14 protein-coding genes are annotated in these 17,472 nt (G+C 40.4%); 3 read left to right on the forward strand and 11 right to left on the reverse strand.

Features of this window, described 5'->3' with window-relative positions:
* Positions 1-23: 23 nt before the first annotated feature.
* On the reverse strand, positions 24-392 hold the full coding sequence (locus A8C56_RS14130) for a hypothetical protein (protein ID WP_067757240.1): 369 nt from the start codon (positions 390-392) through the stop codon (positions 24-26).
* 87 nt (positions 393-479) lie between these two features.
* Here A8C56_RS14130 and A8C56_RS14135 point away from each other — a divergent pair, with 87 nt between their 5' ends.
* Complete coding sequence (locus A8C56_RS14135; protein WP_245645483.1) at positions 480-746, forward strand: helix-turn-helix domain-containing protein; 267 nt, start codon at positions 480-482, stop codon at positions 744-746.
* 21 nt (positions 747-767) lie between these two features.
* On the opposite strand, the gene A8C56_RS14140 is transcribed toward A8C56_RS14135, so the two are convergent.
* The gene (locus tag A8C56_RS14140; RefSeq protein ID WP_067757245.1) at positions 768-1,241 is read right to left on the reverse strand and encodes a hypothetical protein; all 474 of its coding nucleotides are present in this window, start codon (positions 1,239-1,241) and stop codon (positions 768-770) included.
* The gene (locus A8C56_RS14145) at positions 1,238-2,638 is read right to left on the reverse strand and encodes an RHS repeat-associated core domain-containing protein (RefSeq protein WP_067757248.1); all 1,401 of its coding nucleotides are present in this window, start codon (positions 2,636-2,638) and stop codon (positions 1,238-1,240) included. The genes A8C56_RS14140 and A8C56_RS14145 overlap by 4 nt, the downstream gene beginning before the upstream one ends.
* Before the next feature lie 345 nt (positions 2,639-2,983).
* On the opposite strand from A8C56_RS14145, the gene A8C56_RS14150 reads away from it, so the two are divergent.
* Positions 2,984-3,181 carry a hypothetical protein gene (locus tag A8C56_RS14150; RefSeq protein ID WP_218917189.1) on the forward strand — a complete coding sequence of 66 codons (198 nt, stop codon included), beginning with the start codon at positions 2,984-2,986 and terminating at the stop codon, positions 3,179-3,181.
* A gap of 277 nt (positions 3,182-3,458) precedes the next feature.
* Here A8C56_RS14150 and A8C56_RS14155 read toward each other — a convergent pair whose 3' ends face one another.
* The 6 genes from A8C56_RS14155 to A8C56_RS14180 all read right to left on the reverse strand — a co-directional run bounded on the left by A8C56_RS14155 (position 3,459) and on the right by A8C56_RS14180 (position 14,755).
* The gene (locus A8C56_RS14155; protein WP_067757253.1) at positions 3,459-3,959 is read right to left on the reverse strand and encodes an Imm26 family immunity protein; all 501 of its coding nucleotides are present in this window, start codon (positions 3,957-3,959) and stop codon (positions 3,459-3,461) included.
* A complete protein-coding gene (locus A8C56_RS14160) occupies positions 3,956-5,053 on the reverse strand; it encodes an RHS repeat domain-containing protein (protein ID WP_067757256.1) in 1,098 nt (365 codons plus the stop codon). Before A8C56_RS14160 ends, A8C56_RS14155 begins: the two co-directional genes overlap by 4 nt.
* Positions 5,054-5,302: 249 nt before the next feature.
* Positions 5,303-6,319: an RHS repeat-associated core domain-containing protein gene (locus A8C56_RS14165; RefSeq protein ID WP_218917190.1), complete on the reverse strand. Its 1,017-nt coding sequence runs from the start codon at positions 6,317-6,319 to the stop codon at positions 5,303-5,305.
* Between the two features lie 379 nt (positions 6,320-6,698).
* Positions 6,699-7,361, reverse strand: coding sequence for a hypothetical protein (locus tag A8C56_RS14170; protein ID WP_067757262.1), 663 nt, complete (start codon positions 7,359-7,361; stop codon positions 6,699-6,701).
* A complete protein-coding gene (locus tag A8C56_RS14175; RefSeq protein WP_169818784.1) occupies positions 7,354-10,653 on the reverse strand; it encodes a DUF6443 domain-containing protein in 3,300 nt (1,099 codons plus the stop codon). Before A8C56_RS14175 ends, A8C56_RS14170 begins: the two co-directional genes overlap by 8 nt.
* 106 nt (positions 10,654-10,759) lie before the next feature.
* Positions 10,760-14,755, reverse strand: a complete 3,996-nt coding sequence (locus tag A8C56_RS14180) for a DUF5977 domain-containing protein (RefSeq protein WP_157097986.1) — start codon at positions 14,753-14,755, stop codon at positions 10,760-10,762.
* A gap of 505 nt (positions 14,756-15,260) precedes the next feature.
* Between A8C56_RS14180 and A8C56_RS14185 the strand changes: the two genes are divergently transcribed.
* A complete protein-coding gene (locus tag A8C56_RS14185) occupies positions 15,261-15,887 on the forward strand; it encodes a response regulator transcription factor (RefSeq protein WP_067757271.1) in 627 nt (208 codons plus the stop codon).
* A 496-nt stretch (positions 15,888-16,383) separates the two neighbouring features.
* Here the strand turns inward: A8C56_RS14185 and A8C56_RS14190 are convergent, their stop codons facing one another.
* Both A8C56_RS14190 and A8C56_RS14195 read right to left on the reverse strand, forming a co-directional pair.
* Entirely contained in the window at positions 16,384-16,806 is a 423-nt protein-coding gene (locus A8C56_RS14190; protein WP_067757273.1) for a lysozyme inhibitor LprI family protein, read from the reverse strand.
* Positions 16,807-16,840: 34 nt separating this feature from the next.
* The gene (locus tag A8C56_RS14195) at positions 16,841-17,344 is read right to left on the reverse strand and encodes a hypothetical protein (RefSeq protein WP_157097987.1); all 504 of its coding nucleotides are present in this window, start codon (positions 17,342-17,344) and stop codon (positions 16,841-16,843) included.
* Between the last annotated feature and the right edge of the window lie 128 nt (positions 17,345-17,472).

Below are 17,472 nucleotides of genomic sequence, written 5' to 3' on the forward strand. Positions count from 1 at the left end.
CCGTCTTCGGTAAGTTTAACGCATTATAAGTGATCGTCAAAGGATTTGTTCCGGCCATGGGTGGCCACACTGCTATTACCATTATAGGTATAGCCCCTGGTATATCCGCCGCTTACACTTTGCAACTGGTTGCCTTTCGTTCCGTAATTATAGGTGATGGCAGTCGCACTGCTCTTAGGCCAGGTAAGGGCTGTAATATTGCCCATTTTATCATAGCTGATGCTGTCCTCATTGTACCCCTCATCACTGATCCCCTTTGTTATACGGTTGGCCCGGTCGTAAGTATAGGTATAAGTTCGGTGGGTTTGGGTACCCGCACCGCTTTTCCAAAGCTGCTGACCAATGTTTCCGTTATACTGTTTACCAGCGGCAACGGCATCATCGTATTTCAATTCTTCAGTAAATAATGATGCTGACTGTTTGATTACCCATCCACGGGCATTAAAGAAGGTTCCGATCGTCTGGTTACCTACCTTTTTTTGAGAAAGCTGCCCTACCTGGTTATAGGCAGCAAGTATGAACGCAACGAAGTAAAACCCTCCGTGGAAGTGGCAGTTAAAATAGCGGATGCCCTCGAAGTATCACTGGATTATCTGGCCGGTAATACCGACCTGCTGCTGGAAAAAAATGTGGTAAATAAAATTATCGACATCCAAAAACTAGATGCAGAAGATAAAGCGCATGTGTTCGCAATGCTCGATGCTTCCCTAAGAGACCATAAAACTAAAAAAGCGTATACTAATTAAAACAATAATAAAAGCCCGCGATTAGCGGGCTTTTGATTTTTTCCTAACAAGTTTAGTTGCGCCTCCGGGGTACTCGAACTCATACACATAAGGCATCGCAGTAGAGAACATATCTCTATATTTTCGCTTGGTCATATTGTAAATACTAAGTATATAGTAATAATGTTTCAGCCATCCTTTTTTTAAATCAATTTGATAATGATAAAGGTGCTGTTTTGTATTTTGCTGTTCCGTATAATCAAATGAAATATAAACAGTTCTGGTTACCGTATCTAATAACTTGTTGTAGTCAGAATCGCTTAATGACAAATGCCCAGGATAGTAATCCGCCTGTATTCTTTCTTCACCATTTAGGGTTACAGCAATAAAATTTAACCCAGATATTGAACTGACAATCTTTTCATCTATTGAAATAATTAAATCAATATTTTTCTGAGCATTCAATCTGATGCAACTTAATAGAAGTGCTAAACTATATGCAATTATTTTTTTCATCTTCTTAGTATTCGCTCTACGGTTCTAACAGGCAATACAAGGTATGGTGTAGTGGTTCCTCCCTTATAAATTATAACCCCATTACCGGGTTGGCTAATATTTGTTGAACCGTTTGTTTGTGTGGCAGATGCCTGTCCTCTTGGCCCAACTATTATATTAGTGCCATATTGGCTAAAAGTAGGTAAACCCACATTTGAGGGCTTTGTCGCATCATGGCTATAAATCTGCCCATTTTGCAGCACCGTCCCTGTAACATGAGAGTGGATTGTTGTTTCTGCATCTGCTGGCGTTTTTCCTGATGGTAAATCAGATAACTTCTCATCAGCTTGTAATTCATTATTAGAATTAACAAATGCGGCTGGCCCAGAATCCCCTCTCAAAACAGTGCCATCTTTCATAACGATTGAGGACTCACCATGTAAGCCCCCTTGAGGATCCGCAGTAGTTTTTGCCTCTGTGCGCTTTATAACGTCCAAAGATTCATTTAATGCAACATCGCTTGGAAGCGCTTTTGCAGAACTTACATCACTCACCTGAGTAGTACCTCCTCGTCTATCTATTCTCGCAATATCTCTGGCCTCTCTATTATTAATCACAACATATTTTTTCTTATCATCTATTCCATCTGTCCCTATTTTTCTTCCAGATTCGTCATAAAAATCTCCCGGCCACATACCGTCAGGGTCAATAAACCTGATTGGGTTATTAAATGCAAAGGTATATGGGCTGTGTCTTCTTCCTAATTCGCTGGCCGGGTCTATCACATGCCATCTTCCAATCACCGGATCATAGAATCTCGCTCCATAGTCATACTGTCCTCCGTCTGTACCACCCAACTCCTGCTGTTGCTCTTTGCCATTGTACAAATACCGGTTGGGCGTATTGGCAACTCTGGCTACACTCATACCAAATGGATAATAATCCGTTTGCTGTAATACAGTACCCGCTTTATTGAAAACGATCCGGGTATTACCTAAATGGTCTTTCAGGAAGTACTCATAATTATAGGTAGTGCCACTTCTCCGGGCAACACCTTCCGCTGTCTGTAAAAGATCTATAGCCGGGCTGGGAGTTGTAGAGTTGGTGATGTATTCAATGCCATCAATATACCACCTTGTTTCTGTTGATGTGGTCTTTTTTAGCTTGTTGCCATCAGCATCATACACATAACTTACAGTAGCACTCCCCGTTACCGTCCTCGGTAAATTTAATGCATTATAAGTGATCGTCAAAGGATTTGTTCCCGTTATGGTGGCTACACTGTCATTGCCATTATACGTATAGCTCCTCGCATAACCGCCGGATACACTTTGCAACTGGTTACCTTTGGCCCCGTAATTGTAGGTAATGGCCGTAGTGCTGTTCTTGGGACGCTTTAACTTCGTAATATTGCCCATTTTATCATAGCTGATGCTGTCCTCATTGTACCCCTCATCACTGATCCCCTTTGTTATACGGTTGGCCCGGTCGTAAGTATAGGTATAAGTCCGCTGGGTTTGGGTGCCGGCACCGCTTTTCCATAGCTGCTGGCCGATGTTACCATTGTACTGCTTATTGGCCGCTGCTGCGGTACTATCATATTCAGCTCCATCGTAAACAAAGGAGCCGATTGCTTTTTGACCTATTCACGGGCATTAAAGAAGGTTCCGATCGTCTGGTTACCTACCTTTTTTTTGTGAAAGCTGCCCTACCTGGTTATAGGCAGCAAGAATGAACGCAACGAAGTAAAACCCTCCGTGGAAGTGGCAGTTAAAATAGCGGATGTCCTCGAAGTATCACTGGATTTTTTGGTGGGCAAAACCAATGTCGAGATCGACTCCAAAGCCCTGAAGCGTTTACAGGATATTCAAAAACTCAATGACACCGATAAAGCTACCGTGTTCGAGATAGTAGATGCGTTCCTCAGAGACAGAAAAACTAAAAAAGCTTATACCAATTAAAACAATAAAGCCCGGTTTGCCGGGCTTTATTGTTACTGCCTTTTTTAATTAAGAAGGATGTAAATCAAATACGTGACCAACGTATTTATCCAACAACAAAAACAATACAACTAAAATCAACAAAACTATTGCTATAGTTATGGATACTTACACATGCTTCTTTTGTGTATTAACAAACTACTATAGCTTCTCCTTCCTAAAAAGCAAAGATTTGTAATTGACAATAAGTCGGATTATAATCAATACTTTATTGCAATATCGAAGTTGGTAAAAAAAATTATTTTCCTTCTACTACTTGTATGCTCTCAAGTGTTTTAGAATATAACAAATTATCGTAATCCTCTCTCCATTCACTTAATTTGTAATAAGCTTTTAAGGCATTTTCATATCGCACCGGCGCCACAACAGTTTCATACTGTAGTTTATCAAACTCCAATTTGCTTATAGTTTTTACTTTCTCTCCTTTATAATTTACAATCATTGCATTAGGAAAAGTACCCAACTTATAGTAGGGAAATTTAATTTTGCTCAAATCAGGAAATACATTTCCAATAATCTTCCAAAACTTATGGTATAATAAAGCATCCATTGTATATCCCAAAAATAATATCTTATCCTTAACTACTTCTTCCAAACTTGGCCAATCTCTACCAGAATAGATATTCTCATAAACAATAATAATAAAATTATTTTTGTTAGGTATTTTGACAATTTGACCAAATCCGGTTTTTTCTTCACTTACGGGAATAGTAAATATATCACCTATTCTAAGCTTCATTGTTCTTTTAATTTTTTATCTTTTTTAATAACATTTTTCTTATTTGAAGTACCTCCATTAGGATTTGGTTTATTTGTTGGCCCGCCACGTTTATCAAGAGCTCTTTGTTCTTTTTTATCTAAATTTCTTCCGGGCCTTCCTCTATCAATTTTTTTGAACTCAAAATCTGATCTGGGATTTGCTCTAGCATGTTCTTTTTGTCTTGCAGCATACCTGGCTTCGCTCTTTGCTTGACCAACATAAGGCTTTGCTATATTACCAGTCTTATCCACACGTTCACATACTATTCCTTCTCCTTTTAATAATCTTATACCTCTTCCTGCTCCGTTTGTAACCACAACAACAGTTACCTCTGCCCCTGTTTTGCCAACTACCTTTCCCAAACCATAAGTTCCTTGGTCATTCACAGTTTCATATGCATTTATTGCCTGTTTGGCCCGCCCGTGGTTACCAATTGTAACTGCGTCCAGAGCATAGTCTACCAGATTTTCCGGTTTTACCATGTTTGACAGAGTCTCTCCAGGATGTGTCACAGCATGATAGGCATCTTTAAAATATCCAGTGAACCCATCTCGTACTCCCGGCCAAAAGCCTTTAGCTGGAGGATCATCACCACCGCCGTCATATTCATCAGGATCGTCACCTAACGGATCACTATAGGTTATCGGATTATCATAGTTAGAAGCATATGGTGACCATGCTTCCATATTTTCTATCTCCGGATCAATCTGCCACCACCGACCAGTTATCGGATCTAACTCTCGATATTGAGCTTCATAAGTCCCCAACTCATCATTCTTTTCAATACCGTTATATAAGTATTTATTCTTAGGACCACTCAGATACCTGCCAATTTCCATTCCAAATGGATAATAATCCGTCTGCTGATATATAGTACCCGCTTTATTAAATACGATCCGTGTATTTGCTAAATGGTCCTTAAGGAAATACTCATAGCTGTAAGCCGTTCCGCTTCTTCTTGCAACGCCTTCTGCTGTATGTAAAAGATCTATAGCCGGACTGGGAGTTGTGGAGTTAGTAATATATTCAATGCCATCATAAAGCATCCAATGTACATCCACTTTTAATAACAAACAACACTCTTATTAAAGATGCTTACGTTCTAACTTTGATGTAAGTTTTGAAGGATAAACCACAAGAGAATTGCAGACATCCAGATAACTTGAAGTGAGTTACAAAAAGATTTTAGTACACTAAACTTATCAGAAACTTTTTTGGTATAAAACCAAAAGACCTCTATTGACGCTCCCACCCCAGATATGTTAACCTTAACATCACTTTTTTTACTTAAATAGTAATGAAAAAAAATTTTTGAAATAAAACTAATGATAAATATAAATTTCAATACTGTCATATAAACTATTTATTAGGTAAGCCTCTTGTGTAATTATCGGTATTGAAACTCCAACCTTTCCTCCCAATACAATATTCCAAAATGAGTTTAATTCATATTTGAATTCAGATTTGCTATAGCCGTTTGAATTATTTGTAAACTCTATAGTAAAGCCATATGCTGAAAAGCTTCTTTTCGATATGTTATTAACCTGCCCCAAAGAAGTTGTTTCTTTAAAGGTCTCTTTGGAGATACCAAATTCTTTAGCGTTTAATGAAAAACCTCCTGTTCCTTCTGTTCTAACCCCAGTGGATATATTTTTACCTAACAAAGTAAATTCACCAGAATTTTCATTCCCTAGTTTCCCTTCCCAACCAACTAATGTGCCTTGGCCTCCACTTATATTCCCTCCTCCAATCGAGCTGCCATTCCAATTATTTAAAGAACTCGTTCCAACACCCAAGTCAGCGGTTACAGCACCATTTATTTCTACGCCAGATAAATATGATTGTTTGAAAACTGCGTCACCAGTTCTTATTTCAGTACCACCAAGCATTGAAACAGTTTCACCATTTCCAAAAAGCTCTCCGTCTCCTCGCATTACTGAGCCGTTTTCCCTTAATTGGTAAGTTGCGAGAGTTTCATTAGTACGATAATCATACGATCGCAAAATTGTATTACTGTTTACATGCGTATATCCTTTTTGATTCCCAGAAGTATTAAGCCATATATATTGTCCCGTTTTTTGATTTTGGTACCAATCGGTAGGACTCATTCCATCCGGATCTACAAACCGTATCGGGTTATCAAAAGCAAAGTTATAAGGAGAGTGACGTCGCATTTTATCGCTGGTTGGGTCTACCACATGCCATCTTCCAATTACCGGATCATAAAACCCTGCTCCATAGTCATACTGACCTCCATCTGTACCGCCCAGTTCCTGCTGTTGCTCCTTACCATTGTACAAATACTTGTTTGGAAGGTATGGCTGTTTTGAAAAGCTCATTCCAAACGGATAATAATCCGTTTGCTGTAATACTGTTCCCGCTTTGTTGAATACGATCCGGGTATTACCTAAATGGTCTTTCAGGAAGTATTCATAATTATAGGTAGTGCCACTTCTCCGGGCAACACCTTCCGCTGTCTGTAAAAGATCTATAGCCGGACTGGGAGTAGTGGAGTTGGTGATGTATTCAATGCCATCAATATACCACCTTGTTTCTGTTGCCGTGGTCTTTTTTAGCAGGTTACAACAATACACTCTGCCCGAGTGCCGATGACGTGACAATAACAATATCGAAAGACCTTAAAAGGCTGAACTATCCTGATCTTTGTTTCGTAATGCGCCTTGCAATGGCTGAAAAAAATTATTCTTGCTGTTTCTCCTAATTCAACCCTTTTTTTAGTTTTTCAAACTCAATCCTGTATGCAGGCAATGCGTCCTGCAATTCTTGTTCATAAATGTCGACCAACTCATTAATTCTCGGATTATTCATAATTTTCGCGGCAATTAATCCCATACACGCTCTAAGAGGATATAACCATTGATGTATAGAAAGCTTTCTGGGGTTCTCATTGAGTAGTTTGTCAATTTGATCAACCGTGCTGTTTTTATTAAAATAAGAAAGTACATATTTTTCAAATCTCTTGGGGATAACTTTTATTAATGTCTGTATATCATCTTCGGTTTCTACTAAATATTCCATTGACTTTCCAGATCCGGTAGTATTACCGTTGTCAAAATATTCTATTAGCTCTCCCAGACTATTTTCTAATACTGGAGTATCTTCGTAATATTGTTTTTCCTTCGTTGCAACTTTGTGATAAATATCCAATATAGAAGGTATCTTAATTGACCATCTTGGTTCAATGAACACTCCATCTTCATTTTTATGAATCAAAAAATAAAAGCTTTGGACGCAATCAGTTGTAGTCCTTTGAAAGGCGTTTTTCCGTTTAATAAAATCAAAACCGTGTTCTTTAAATGCACCACACATGCCTTCAAATAACTCGGTTTTTACTTTTTGGATTGAAATGATTTTATTCATTTTTAATTACTTTTAATGGATCACTTGGATCAAATCGAGATACTTTATAAGGCGTAGAAGTTGAGTTAAACGTTTGACCACGAACGTTCTCAGGCAACTTCTTTCCGGTTAGAGTTACATTTTCACCCGCAGCAGCTCTACTTTGATTAGTAGAAAGTTTCGCATTTCCTGTTTTTGTTTCATTAGTGTATATAGCTTTACCAGTTTTATTATCAATAACAACATTATCATAAACTGTTCTTCCACCTTTTTCTAGCCTTCCACTCACTTGAGTAAGTACTGTTTGACCTTCTTTTGTTGAATTTTCAAGGGATTTTGTCACAATTTTTTCGCCTTCTTTTCCTGCAACTTTATTAGCTTCTAGAATTGCAGTTTTTGTTACACTTTTCTCCGCGGCTTTAACAAAAGCTCCTTCGATTTTACCTCCAGGTATTACGGAAATGACTGTTTCTGCAAATGCTTGTCCCCGTGGTTTGTTTTCTGTAAAATTGCTCTCATAACTTTTACCTGAAACGACTTCTGCTATTGGCACTAACGGATTTAAAGTCTCATTTATCCAGTCTCCAACATTTTTGGCAATTTTACTCAAGGTAGGAAATGTAGTAACGCGAAGAGGCTCAAGCCCGTCTAAGTCTATTGCATTTGGTACTTCATTTCCTGCAAACTGATATGGAGTATAATAAGTAAAATCATTCGCTAAAGGATCAATCGCATGAAAACGTCCGATCACCGGATCATAAAACCTTGCTCCATAGTCGTACTGCCCTCCATCGGTACCACCCAGTTCAGGTTGCTGTTCTTTGCCATTATATAAGTAGCGGTTTGGGGTATTGGCAACTCTGGCTACACTCATGCCAAACGGGTAATAATCCGTCTGCTGTAATACCGTGCCCGCTTTATTGAATACCAGTCGCGTATTACCTAAATGATCTTTGAGGAAGTATTCATAATTATAGGCCGTTCCGCTTCTTCGGGCAACACCTTCCGCTGTATGTAAAAGATCTATGGACGGGCTGGGAGTAGTGGAATTGGTAATGTATTCAATGCCATCCATATACCACCGCGTTTCTGTGGCCGTGGTTTTCTTTAGCTTATTTCCCGCTGCATCATATACGTAACTTACAGTAGCACTCCCCGTTACCGTCTTTGGTAAATTTAATGCATTATACACAATCGTCAAAGGATTTGTTCCCGTCATGGTGGCTACACTGCCATTGCCATTATACGTATAGCTCCTCGCATAACCGCCGGATACACTTTGCAACTGGTTACCTTTGGCCCCGTAATTGTAGGTAATGGCCGTAGTGCTGTTCTTGGGACGCTTTAACTTCGTAATATTGCCCATTTTATCATAGCTGATGCTGTCCTCATTGTACCCCTCATCACTGATCCCCTTTGTTATACGGTTGGCCCGGTCGTAAGTATAGGTATAAGTCCGCTGGGTTTGGGTGCCGGCACCGCTTTTCCACAGCTGCTGGCCGATGTTACCATTGTACTGCTTATTGGCCGCTGCTGCGGTACTATCATATTTCAGCTCCATTGTAAACAAAGGAGCCGATTGCTTTTTGATCCATCCACGGGCGTTGTAGTAGGTCCCAATTGTCTGGTTGCCCACCTTTTTTTGAGAAAGCTGCCCTACCTGGTTGTAAGCGTAGGTAATGGTATCGGGGGCCTGGGTATTGATCTTTTCGATCGCCCGTATGATCCTGCCGGCATGGTCGTATTGGTTGGTAGTGGTAATCGTGACCACAGGTGTAGTAGTATTGCCATTGGCATAGTGTTTCCGGGTGCTGGTGGTGACTTCTCCAACAAAGTTTAAGGTATTAGTGGTTACATCCGCTCCATTTAAAAGGTGTTGTTTGACCACCTTGGTTACCCGCTCCTTTTCATCATAATAACTGGCGGCATATAAATACTTTGCGCTATCCAGCACATTGGTAACGGTGATCGTCGGAAGCCCTTTTACATTGCTCCTTTCCAATGGGCTGGTGTCATTGGGCACATTAAATAAGGCCCCATAAGGATTTGCATTGACCGTGCTGTTCAAAAAACTGTAATCATCATAGAAACTCACGGTAAACAGGGTTGTTAAAGCAGTAGGAATTGCTGTATTGGTATACCCCCAGGATTTGGTATTGTCCCGGATCTCGTACAATTTGGCCTGATTGCCGGACAGCGTGTCCAGGCTGGCCCTGGTGGACACATTACTGGTTTCCCCTGTCATGATCAACCTGCCCAGCGTATCATATTTCATAAAGCCCCATACGCCACGGGCCCGCTGCATAGAGTCCTGGTTAAAAATGGGGCAATCTCCTTTATTATATACCGTATATTCCCAGCCCTTACCGGGGATCTTTTTTTCGATCAACCTTCTCCGGCCGTCGTAATGGTATGCATAGATATAGTTCCCAAAATTGGCATCTTTCTCGGTAAAACTGGTAATAGTTTCCAGGGCTGGTGGTACTACATAAGCCAATTGATTAAAGTCGTCATAAATATACTGGGTCACCATATAGGTGGGTGCATTGAGCGTATCGCCCCCATCCTGTACTTTTTTACAGACTACAAGCCCTTCTTTATCTTTGAACTCGATCACCCGGTTGCGGTTCTCATCCCAGGTAATATTCTTATATAATTGTCCTGCTCCATAATAACCCGGGCTGCCGGCACCGGTATTGACATTGCCGGATACCGTTATATTCCATAATCTTACTTCGTTTGCACTATTGATCTCATAATTGTTTCTTATCGTATGGCCGGCCCCCGGCTTCCAGCTATCGCCCGGGGCGGCTGTTTCCAGTACCCGGTTCAGGGGCGAAGCCTCAAACAAGGTCTGGCTGAACGGGTTGGTGGCTATTTTTGGAATAGAACCGCTGCCTGCACTGCTGTAAAAAGAAGCCTGGGACGTTACAGCTGTGGGTTGGTAAGCCCCTGTCTGGCTGCTATGCTCATAAGGCAGGTAGCTTTTATCCTGCCGGCCAAAAGCGTCATAGGTAACAGGGGTGATCACATCTTTTTTATTGGGAGAGTTCCGTACGGCAATATTTTGCAGCGGTCTTCCCAGGCCGTCAAAATACCGGATCTCGGCCCGCATGCTGTCTACGGGCAAAGCCGCCAGGTCAGCTGCTGTCTTTACGCCTTCTTTTACGATCATACGGGTATAAATATAATTTTGATCAGTTGAGGGAGTGACCTGGGCGTCTATCGCTGCAAAGGTCAATATAAACGACAGGGAGAGCAGTATGTATTTATACATCGTTAAGCAGGATCTATTCTGATTTAAGAATTGCATAATAACTATTTTACAGTTGACCAGCTGAAGTACATCTCTTTTCATCCTTTACAGCGTTCAGCCTACTTTCTTTCTCATTCATAAAAAATACGTTATAAGTTGCTGTCTAATCCTTAATTACATTGGTCTGCGTATCTCCGTCCACATCTCGCTGGGTAAGGGTATAACTTGTTCCAGGCAGCAGGGTAATTGGGTCTGAAGTAGCAGATGGAGCATTGGCAGGCTTACTCCAATATGCACCGGAACTCATTAAAAATTCTAAAACGGCGCTTTTCAGAGAAACGGTTGAACATTCAATCTGGTACTCACCCGGAGCAACTGATAAAGTAACCGTACCGCTGGCTTGTGACGAGAAATTACCAGACAGTACCACGGCACCGTTCTGTATAAACTGGATCTTGGTATTTAGCCCGCTTGAATGTGCTGTAAAGCTATTCCGTAACACAATAGATGCAGGAGTATTAGAACAGGTTCCGTTTGCATTAGCATAGGCCTGCCCATTTGCCGCTATATCGTCTAATGCCTGCTGATCGGCATTTGCCTGGCTGATAATAGATGAATATGTACCAGCAGGCACTGTATAAGTGACTTTGGTACCACCATACCCTGCACTACAGTTATTGCGCACATATTCACCGCTTGCAGCAGTACTATAATAAATTGGTCCATTTTCCTGCGATTGGGAATATTGATAATTATACCGTTTTACGATATTACCATCCTTATCTTTAATCAGGCTCAATCTGTTAAAATCGTCGTATTCATAATAGAGCGTATTTCCCTGCGGATCTGTTTCAGACATCATACCGGTTAATGGAGCATACGTATAAGTGCTTATTAAAGCATTTTTGGTACGACTATCTGTACGCAGCGTATTTAACAGATTACGAATATTGGTATTATTATTTACAATACCGGTCGCAGTCCGAACCTGCTCTTCAGGTACTACAGCATTAACGGTATTATAATCACTACCAATAATTTTGGCTACAGGATACCGGCCGTTATAGCCCCATAAATAAACTTCTTTGGCATTGTTTACTTTTTGCATTTCAACAATATTTGAATACGCATCAAAGCGGCTATACAAGTAGACAGGAACATACCTGCTATCCGGCGCAAATACAGATTTCGGTGCAGAGAGGCCATTAGATGCGCTGTTTGAAAATTTAAAGGCGGAACTGTTCACAGGTGCCATCGATTGCAGCTGCAGTTGTTCGCTCAACAGTACCGGTTTATCATTTCTATACTTATTTATTTTGCCATCAGTAACAGAAAAATTTCCGCTCTTCTTCTTCAAAGATACCTGCTCAACGGGTGCGGATAATATGTGATGGGTCTGCATACTATCAATGAATGCCGTTCCGGTTAAATAATCAAGAGGGTACAGGTATTTAATCACCAAACTATCGCCATTGCTTTGCCCGACAGAGCGCATGGTTAATTGTGCATGAAGCGGGTTATCGTAAACATAGGATATTGATGTAGTAAAAGAACTATCCGTATTTGTCTCATAAATATCTTCCCTTGTTCTGTTAATATAGTACCATGAGGAGATCAATTTATAGGAAGATAGCTCAAATACGGCAGGAATAATTTGCATGATCCCGTCTGGCAGATAATAGTGTGCTTCAGGCTTTATACACTGAACATTTAATCCCAGGCCATGGTATTCATTAGGAAAGGTGGGCGGTGTATAATGTGCCCCTGATTCCGAATAATTCTGATCATAATTGGGTGGTGTATATAAAAAAGTATAATAATTTGTTTTTTTTCTTTTCAATTTAAATTGCTGGCTGCTCATTTTTGAATACTCAGATTCACTCATAAGCAGTCCTCTTTGCCAATCATAACTTGTAGGAGGCGCTGGCGGCAAAGTAACATAGGACACAAGATCCTTAACGAAAGAATATTCGTAGTCTGTATATCCATTAGGTTTGGCATTATCTCCATCATATACCCGCACGTTCGTATACAAGATCGGGCTGCCCTGCAAACCGTTTAAGGGACTTATAGTTTGTGAATTCTGAATATAATAAGTACATTGTCTTTCCTCATAGTTACCACTGGCTTCAAAATCCCTTGCATATTTTGTAGTATAGTAACTATAGACTGGCCTGGCAGCAATTTTTCCGCTGGAATTAACAGACCCGAACTGATTATATTCATAACTTTTATCAAGTACAGCCGGTTTTGTTGTATCCTCATCGTTAAATTCCCTGATCCTTTTTATCCTTAATCCGCCAACCTTTACATTGGCGATAATTGTTGTATCATTTCCCGGAATAGTTACCGGCTTTTCTTTCCAAAACAAGGTTACATATCCGTCTTCAAAGGCTCCGACTTCTGTAACGGCTAATGTATAATTACCGGCTAATAAATTTAAGAAGCCCGAAACTGCTATCCCTTCATGAATCGATTGAAAAGATTGATTGACCCCATTGCCCGAGAGAGAGATGTTGAATTGAGGTGTTGCCAAATTGGGAGGGGCAGGCGTTAAATAGGAAATAGTAATACTTCCGGGAATAACATTGGAAGGAATTGTGAAGCTTTTTTGCTGATGCTGATGATCCGGGTCATAATATATAGCAACGTTCCCTCCTCCATAGGAAACGGTATCATTACTCAGACCAAGCGTGTCCTTCGCTTCGTTTAATTCGTAATCGAAAACTGAGATTCCACCTGTTGGATATTTTACCCTGGAAAGGACACCTTGTGAAGTATAATTTTGATCAGGCATACGTGAAGCGCCACTGAATCCATAGACCGGATAATCAGGATATTTTCCTCCATTAGGAGAATAGTAGCCCCAATGATCAGCTGAAACGTCAGACATCCTGTTGGGCAGCTGGTTATTTCCATAATAGGAAAAAATATATGGAGGAAGACCTTCCTGTTGTATCGAAAGTAATTTCAATCTGCAGTCATCCGGATCGGATATAGTAGAACTGCAGGAAGTATAATTATCTATATTAAAATATCCGTAAGTGAAGGTATACTTTTTGGAATAACTTCCCGTATCAGTAAATATCTTTATTTCCTTTAAGGCAAAATTGCCCGGAACGTCTAACCGGGGGCAGGTTTCGTAGGAAAACTGAACCCGGTCACCTTTATTTGTTTGAATTGATTCTATTAATCTTCCGTCTACCTGGGTAGAACTTTCGGTTCTGGTTTCATAATTATTATCAAATCCATTGGTATTTGTTGTTGCGGCCTTGTACCTTGTGTATGATTTGGGATTATTATAAGAATAGGTAACCGGCTTATATAAAAATGTTATAGTATCATTTTTTATAGTTATAATTTTTGATAAATAAAATGTTTTATTAGTGCTGGAACTGGTGTTTGGGCTAGGAGAAGGGTGTCCTGTAGAAAAATAACTAAAATACGTAATATCTTCTCCGGCATCATTAAACAGATATTTGGTTCCCATTTCATCGGTAAATACAAATTTGTGTTGTACGTACTGGATGTCAATTGGCTCATAGGGGATCGTATGATAATTTTGATCCATCCCAAGAAAAAACTTTCCACTTCTGCCACCAATGCTATAATAAAATATATCTGGTTGTCCGTCGTAGGGAGATTGTGATGAATTTCCGTCTCTATTTGTGATGATATTATTTCCGGTCAGCTTCATACATATATTATAATCACTGTTTTCAGAAGAATCAGGGTCATTATAATTGGTATAATGGGGGGTTAATTCTCTGTCCTGTGGAAAGGGGAGCATTCCATATCCTCTGCCACCATTTTGTATTCCCGGCAAATCCGGGCTACCTACTATATTTGATGAGATCATTCCTCCTGACATAATCGTCCATCCTAATCCAACATTTCCGGCCTGTTCGCTTACTTTAACCCCGGAAGAATGGTAATTAACGGTTATTGGCAATGTGCCCGTACCGTAATTGATTTCATATATTGGAATGTGTATATCAGGAACTCCGGTTGTCAGCCCAACAGGAATTTCAGTAAACTTAAATAAAGAGTAGGCCTGTGGGGTCATGGATTTTATATTCGGTGCCAGTTCCTGAGACAGAGATATATTTGCTAAAAGAAATGAGCAGCTTAGTAGGATAAAAAATTTAGTAGCGTTCATATTTATTGTTAACGTTTTTTATCTGTCACCAACTTACTTAATTATAGTTATTGGATCGGCAGTAATTCTATTATTAATGTTTTAGCTTTAAAATAACGGTCCCTCCACGCAGCAGCGTTTCTACCCATTAAGCATTAATTTTTAAAAGGTTTATAAATTCAAGGACAGTCAAAATTAAAGCAGCACATTCAAAAACGGCTATCCGGAAATACGTATTTTTAGCCCGGGAAATACGTATTTTTTATCAGTCCGGACCGGAAAAAGCAATTAGTACAGGGTAACGCTCACCATCGGAACAGGTTTCTGTCATAAAAATTAGTGACAGGAACCGGATAGCATTCCGCAAATTCTTTTTTGCCATCCTGGTGCAAATATTTTATATTCGTTTTCAAACAACCTTGATCTTTGCAGGTGTAAATATTCCTTTAGCTGACTGCCGGTTTCCTGTGGATGTTTTTACCTGACGAAGCTATTTTTAGAAAAACAGTTAAACTAACTTTTAGAGATGACCGCCTCAACCAAACTATTGATCGTAGATGCCCGGGAAATTATCAGGGCCGGACTGTATTATATCCTGCATCATTCCGAAAAGACCGCTCATTTTAATATATTCCAGGCAAAGGACCTGTTTGAAGCCAAAGTATCCATTACGGCAAATGCGCCCGATCTCATATTGCTGGCTTACCAATCAGCAGCTACAACGGAAGACAGTTTGTTTGCCTGGCTGAAAGAATACAATGTATCCATTCCTGTAATAGTACTGTTCGACTATCCGCAGCCTTTATTCCCGGAAAAAATGAAGGCCACTAACATAAAGGGATATATACTAAAAGACATAGGATCTGAAGAACTGATCCATTCCATTGAGCAGGTATTGGAAGGGCAACCGTTTTTCTCCGGGCAGGTTCAATATGTAAGCAAGCATCTCTTGCCTGAAAGTATTCTTAAGGAACTGCATATAACCAGGCGGGAGCAGGAGATCATTGGGTTTATCATTAAAAAATTAAGTTCAAAGGAAATTTCTGAAAAATTATTTTTAAGTAAGCGAACGGTTGAAACCCACCGGCAGAATATCCTTAAAAAATTCAGGGTCAAAAGTACATCAGCGCTGATCCGGGCGCTGTTAATGTAAAATGCCAATAAACCGTAATAACAGGCTGTCACCCTGAGTTTTTTACTTGCGTTGCAAAAACATCCGAACGTTCGGATGAGGCAATGACATGCTCTTTACCGTCACCTCAACCGAAGCGGAGCGGTCTCTTCATTGATTAGATGCCTCCCCGCCCGAACGTGCCGTTCGGTACGGGCGGGGGCTGCGCTCGGCATGATGATAAGTGTGATTACTCTCTAACGCATAAGGCAATAGGTCATTGGCAACCTGCCGAAGGGTATGGTTCGTCAAGCCCGTCCGACTAGGTCATCGGGCGGGCTCACCATGACAATCATTTTTATCATCCGAATGTTCGGATTTAATAAACTGAAATCCTGTTTATTTGAGGCTTATAATGACAGGCACACCACGACATTACTTATTGAGCGGGTTTTAATGTCTAAAAGGTATTACAGTGCGTTTGTTAAAGTGACAGCCAACCGACCCGACCATACGCAATATATGTGGTCTTCAGGGATCACAGGCGCTCTATCAGCTGCAGTACCCGCTTCCTCACCAATTCATTTTTCTTTTCGTATAAAAACGTATCATAAATTTCAGTGCCGGGCACAGAAGTGCCATCATGGGTGTTGACTTCCTTTTCAAATTGCTGAAACTGAAGATCCCGTTTTTTGATCCAGTTCCTTTCTTCCTTTTGCAGCGCTGACCGCTTTGAAGGAGACAGCTTGCTTAAAAGATTTTTATAAGCTACATTCAGTAAAGAATCCAAACCATCATATAAACGCCTGTTGCATTGATCTGTATGCCCCGTGGCATCAGCGCAATGCTGCAATTGTTGTTCATACAGCCTGTCCACATCTGCCCGGGTCTGCGATTGCGCATACAGGCTTATTTCAAGAAGCAGGAAAACAAACAGTTTTTTATACCGGTTTTTTTTCATTTTTTAAACTTTTGCATTTATAAAACAGGCAGCATTATTGCACTATTACATCATCCTTCATCAGGATCACATTCCCGGGATTTTTCCGGTCCGTGACCCGCACGATCGCGTGCAGTGTTTTACCTTTGAGTGCTGCAGGTATGGTATAGGTTGCTGTAACGGTCACATATTTCCCGTTCTCGGCGCTTACGCCGTCCGGTGCCTTCTCTGCAAAAATATCGGGCGCATGCAGCAGGGTCTTACCGGCATCATCATTCAGCGTCATTTCACAGGCGGGATAGGCTTTATTATCCGCCAGCGTATAGTTTGCTATATTGTATGCTACCAGTGAAAAAGAAGAATTTCCCTGTACCCTGTTATCCTTTAGCGGCTGCATATTGGCATCTACAAGAGCAAACCGTTCAGCTGTGAACCCATTATAGGTTACTGATAGCTTTGTATTCAGATCTTTCGAAAACCCTTTACTGAAACTGCACCCTTTACAACCGGATAATACCATTATTAAAATAACAGCATATAAGACAATATTCCTTTTCATAATTTCAACTTTTTACTTTATAAATACTTCTCAAAAATCATCTCATTTTACTACGGTCAGCAACGGCCTGTAAACCGGCATTTCCATGCCAGGGGTCAGGTACAGCTCATTTTTCGATCCACTGATAA

This window comes from Niabella ginsenosidivorans (genome assembly GCF_001654455.1).
Taxonomy (GTDB): Bacteria; Bacteroidota; Bacteroidia; order Chitinophagales; family Chitinophagaceae; genus Niabella; species Niabella ginsenosidivorans.

What these genes read in the sequence shown, in the direction of transcription:
- A8C56_RS14190 (WP_067757273.1), bottom strand. Translation starts at nt 16,806, where the DNA reads ATGAAAAAAAACCGGTATAAAAAACTGTTTGTTTTCCTGCTTCTTGAA.
- A8C56_RS14165 (WP_218917190.1), bottom strand. Translation starts at nt 6,319, where the DNA reads ATGAGCTTTTCAAAACAGCCATACCTTCCAAACAAGTATTTGTACAAT.
- A8C56_RS14185 (WP_067757271.1), top strand. Translation starts at nt 15,261, where the DNA reads ATGACCGCCTCAACCAAACTATTGATCGTAGATGCCCGGGAAATTATC.
- A8C56_RS14180 (WP_157097986.1), bottom strand. Translation starts at nt 14,755, where the DNA reads ATGAACGCTACTAAATTTTTTATCCTACTAAGCTGCTCATTTCTTTTA.
- A8C56_RS14175 (WP_169818784.1), bottom strand. Translation starts at nt 10,653, where the DNA reads ATGCAATTCTTAAATCAGAATAGATCCTGCTTAACGATGTATAAATAC.
- A8C56_RS14140 (WP_067757245.1), bottom strand. Translation starts at nt 1,241, where the DNA reads ATGAAAAAAATAATTGCATATAGTTTAGCACTTCTATTAAGTTGCATC.
- A8C56_RS14155 (WP_067757253.1), bottom strand. Translation starts at nt 3,959, where the DNA reads ATGAAGCTTAGAATAGGTGATATATTTACTATTCCCGTAAGTGAAGAA.
- A8C56_RS14195 (WP_157097987.1), bottom strand. Translation starts at nt 17,344, where the DNA reads ATGAAAAGGAATATTGTCTTATATGCTGTTATTTTAATAATGGTATTA.
- A8C56_RS14170 (WP_067757262.1), bottom strand. Translation starts at nt 7,361, where the DNA reads ATGAATAAAATCATTTCAATCCAAAAAGTAAAAACCGAGTTATTTGAA.
- A8C56_RS14145 (WP_067757248.1), bottom strand. Translation starts at nt 2,638, where the DNA reads ATGGGCAATATTACGAAGTTAAAGCGTCCCAAGAACAGCACTACGGCC.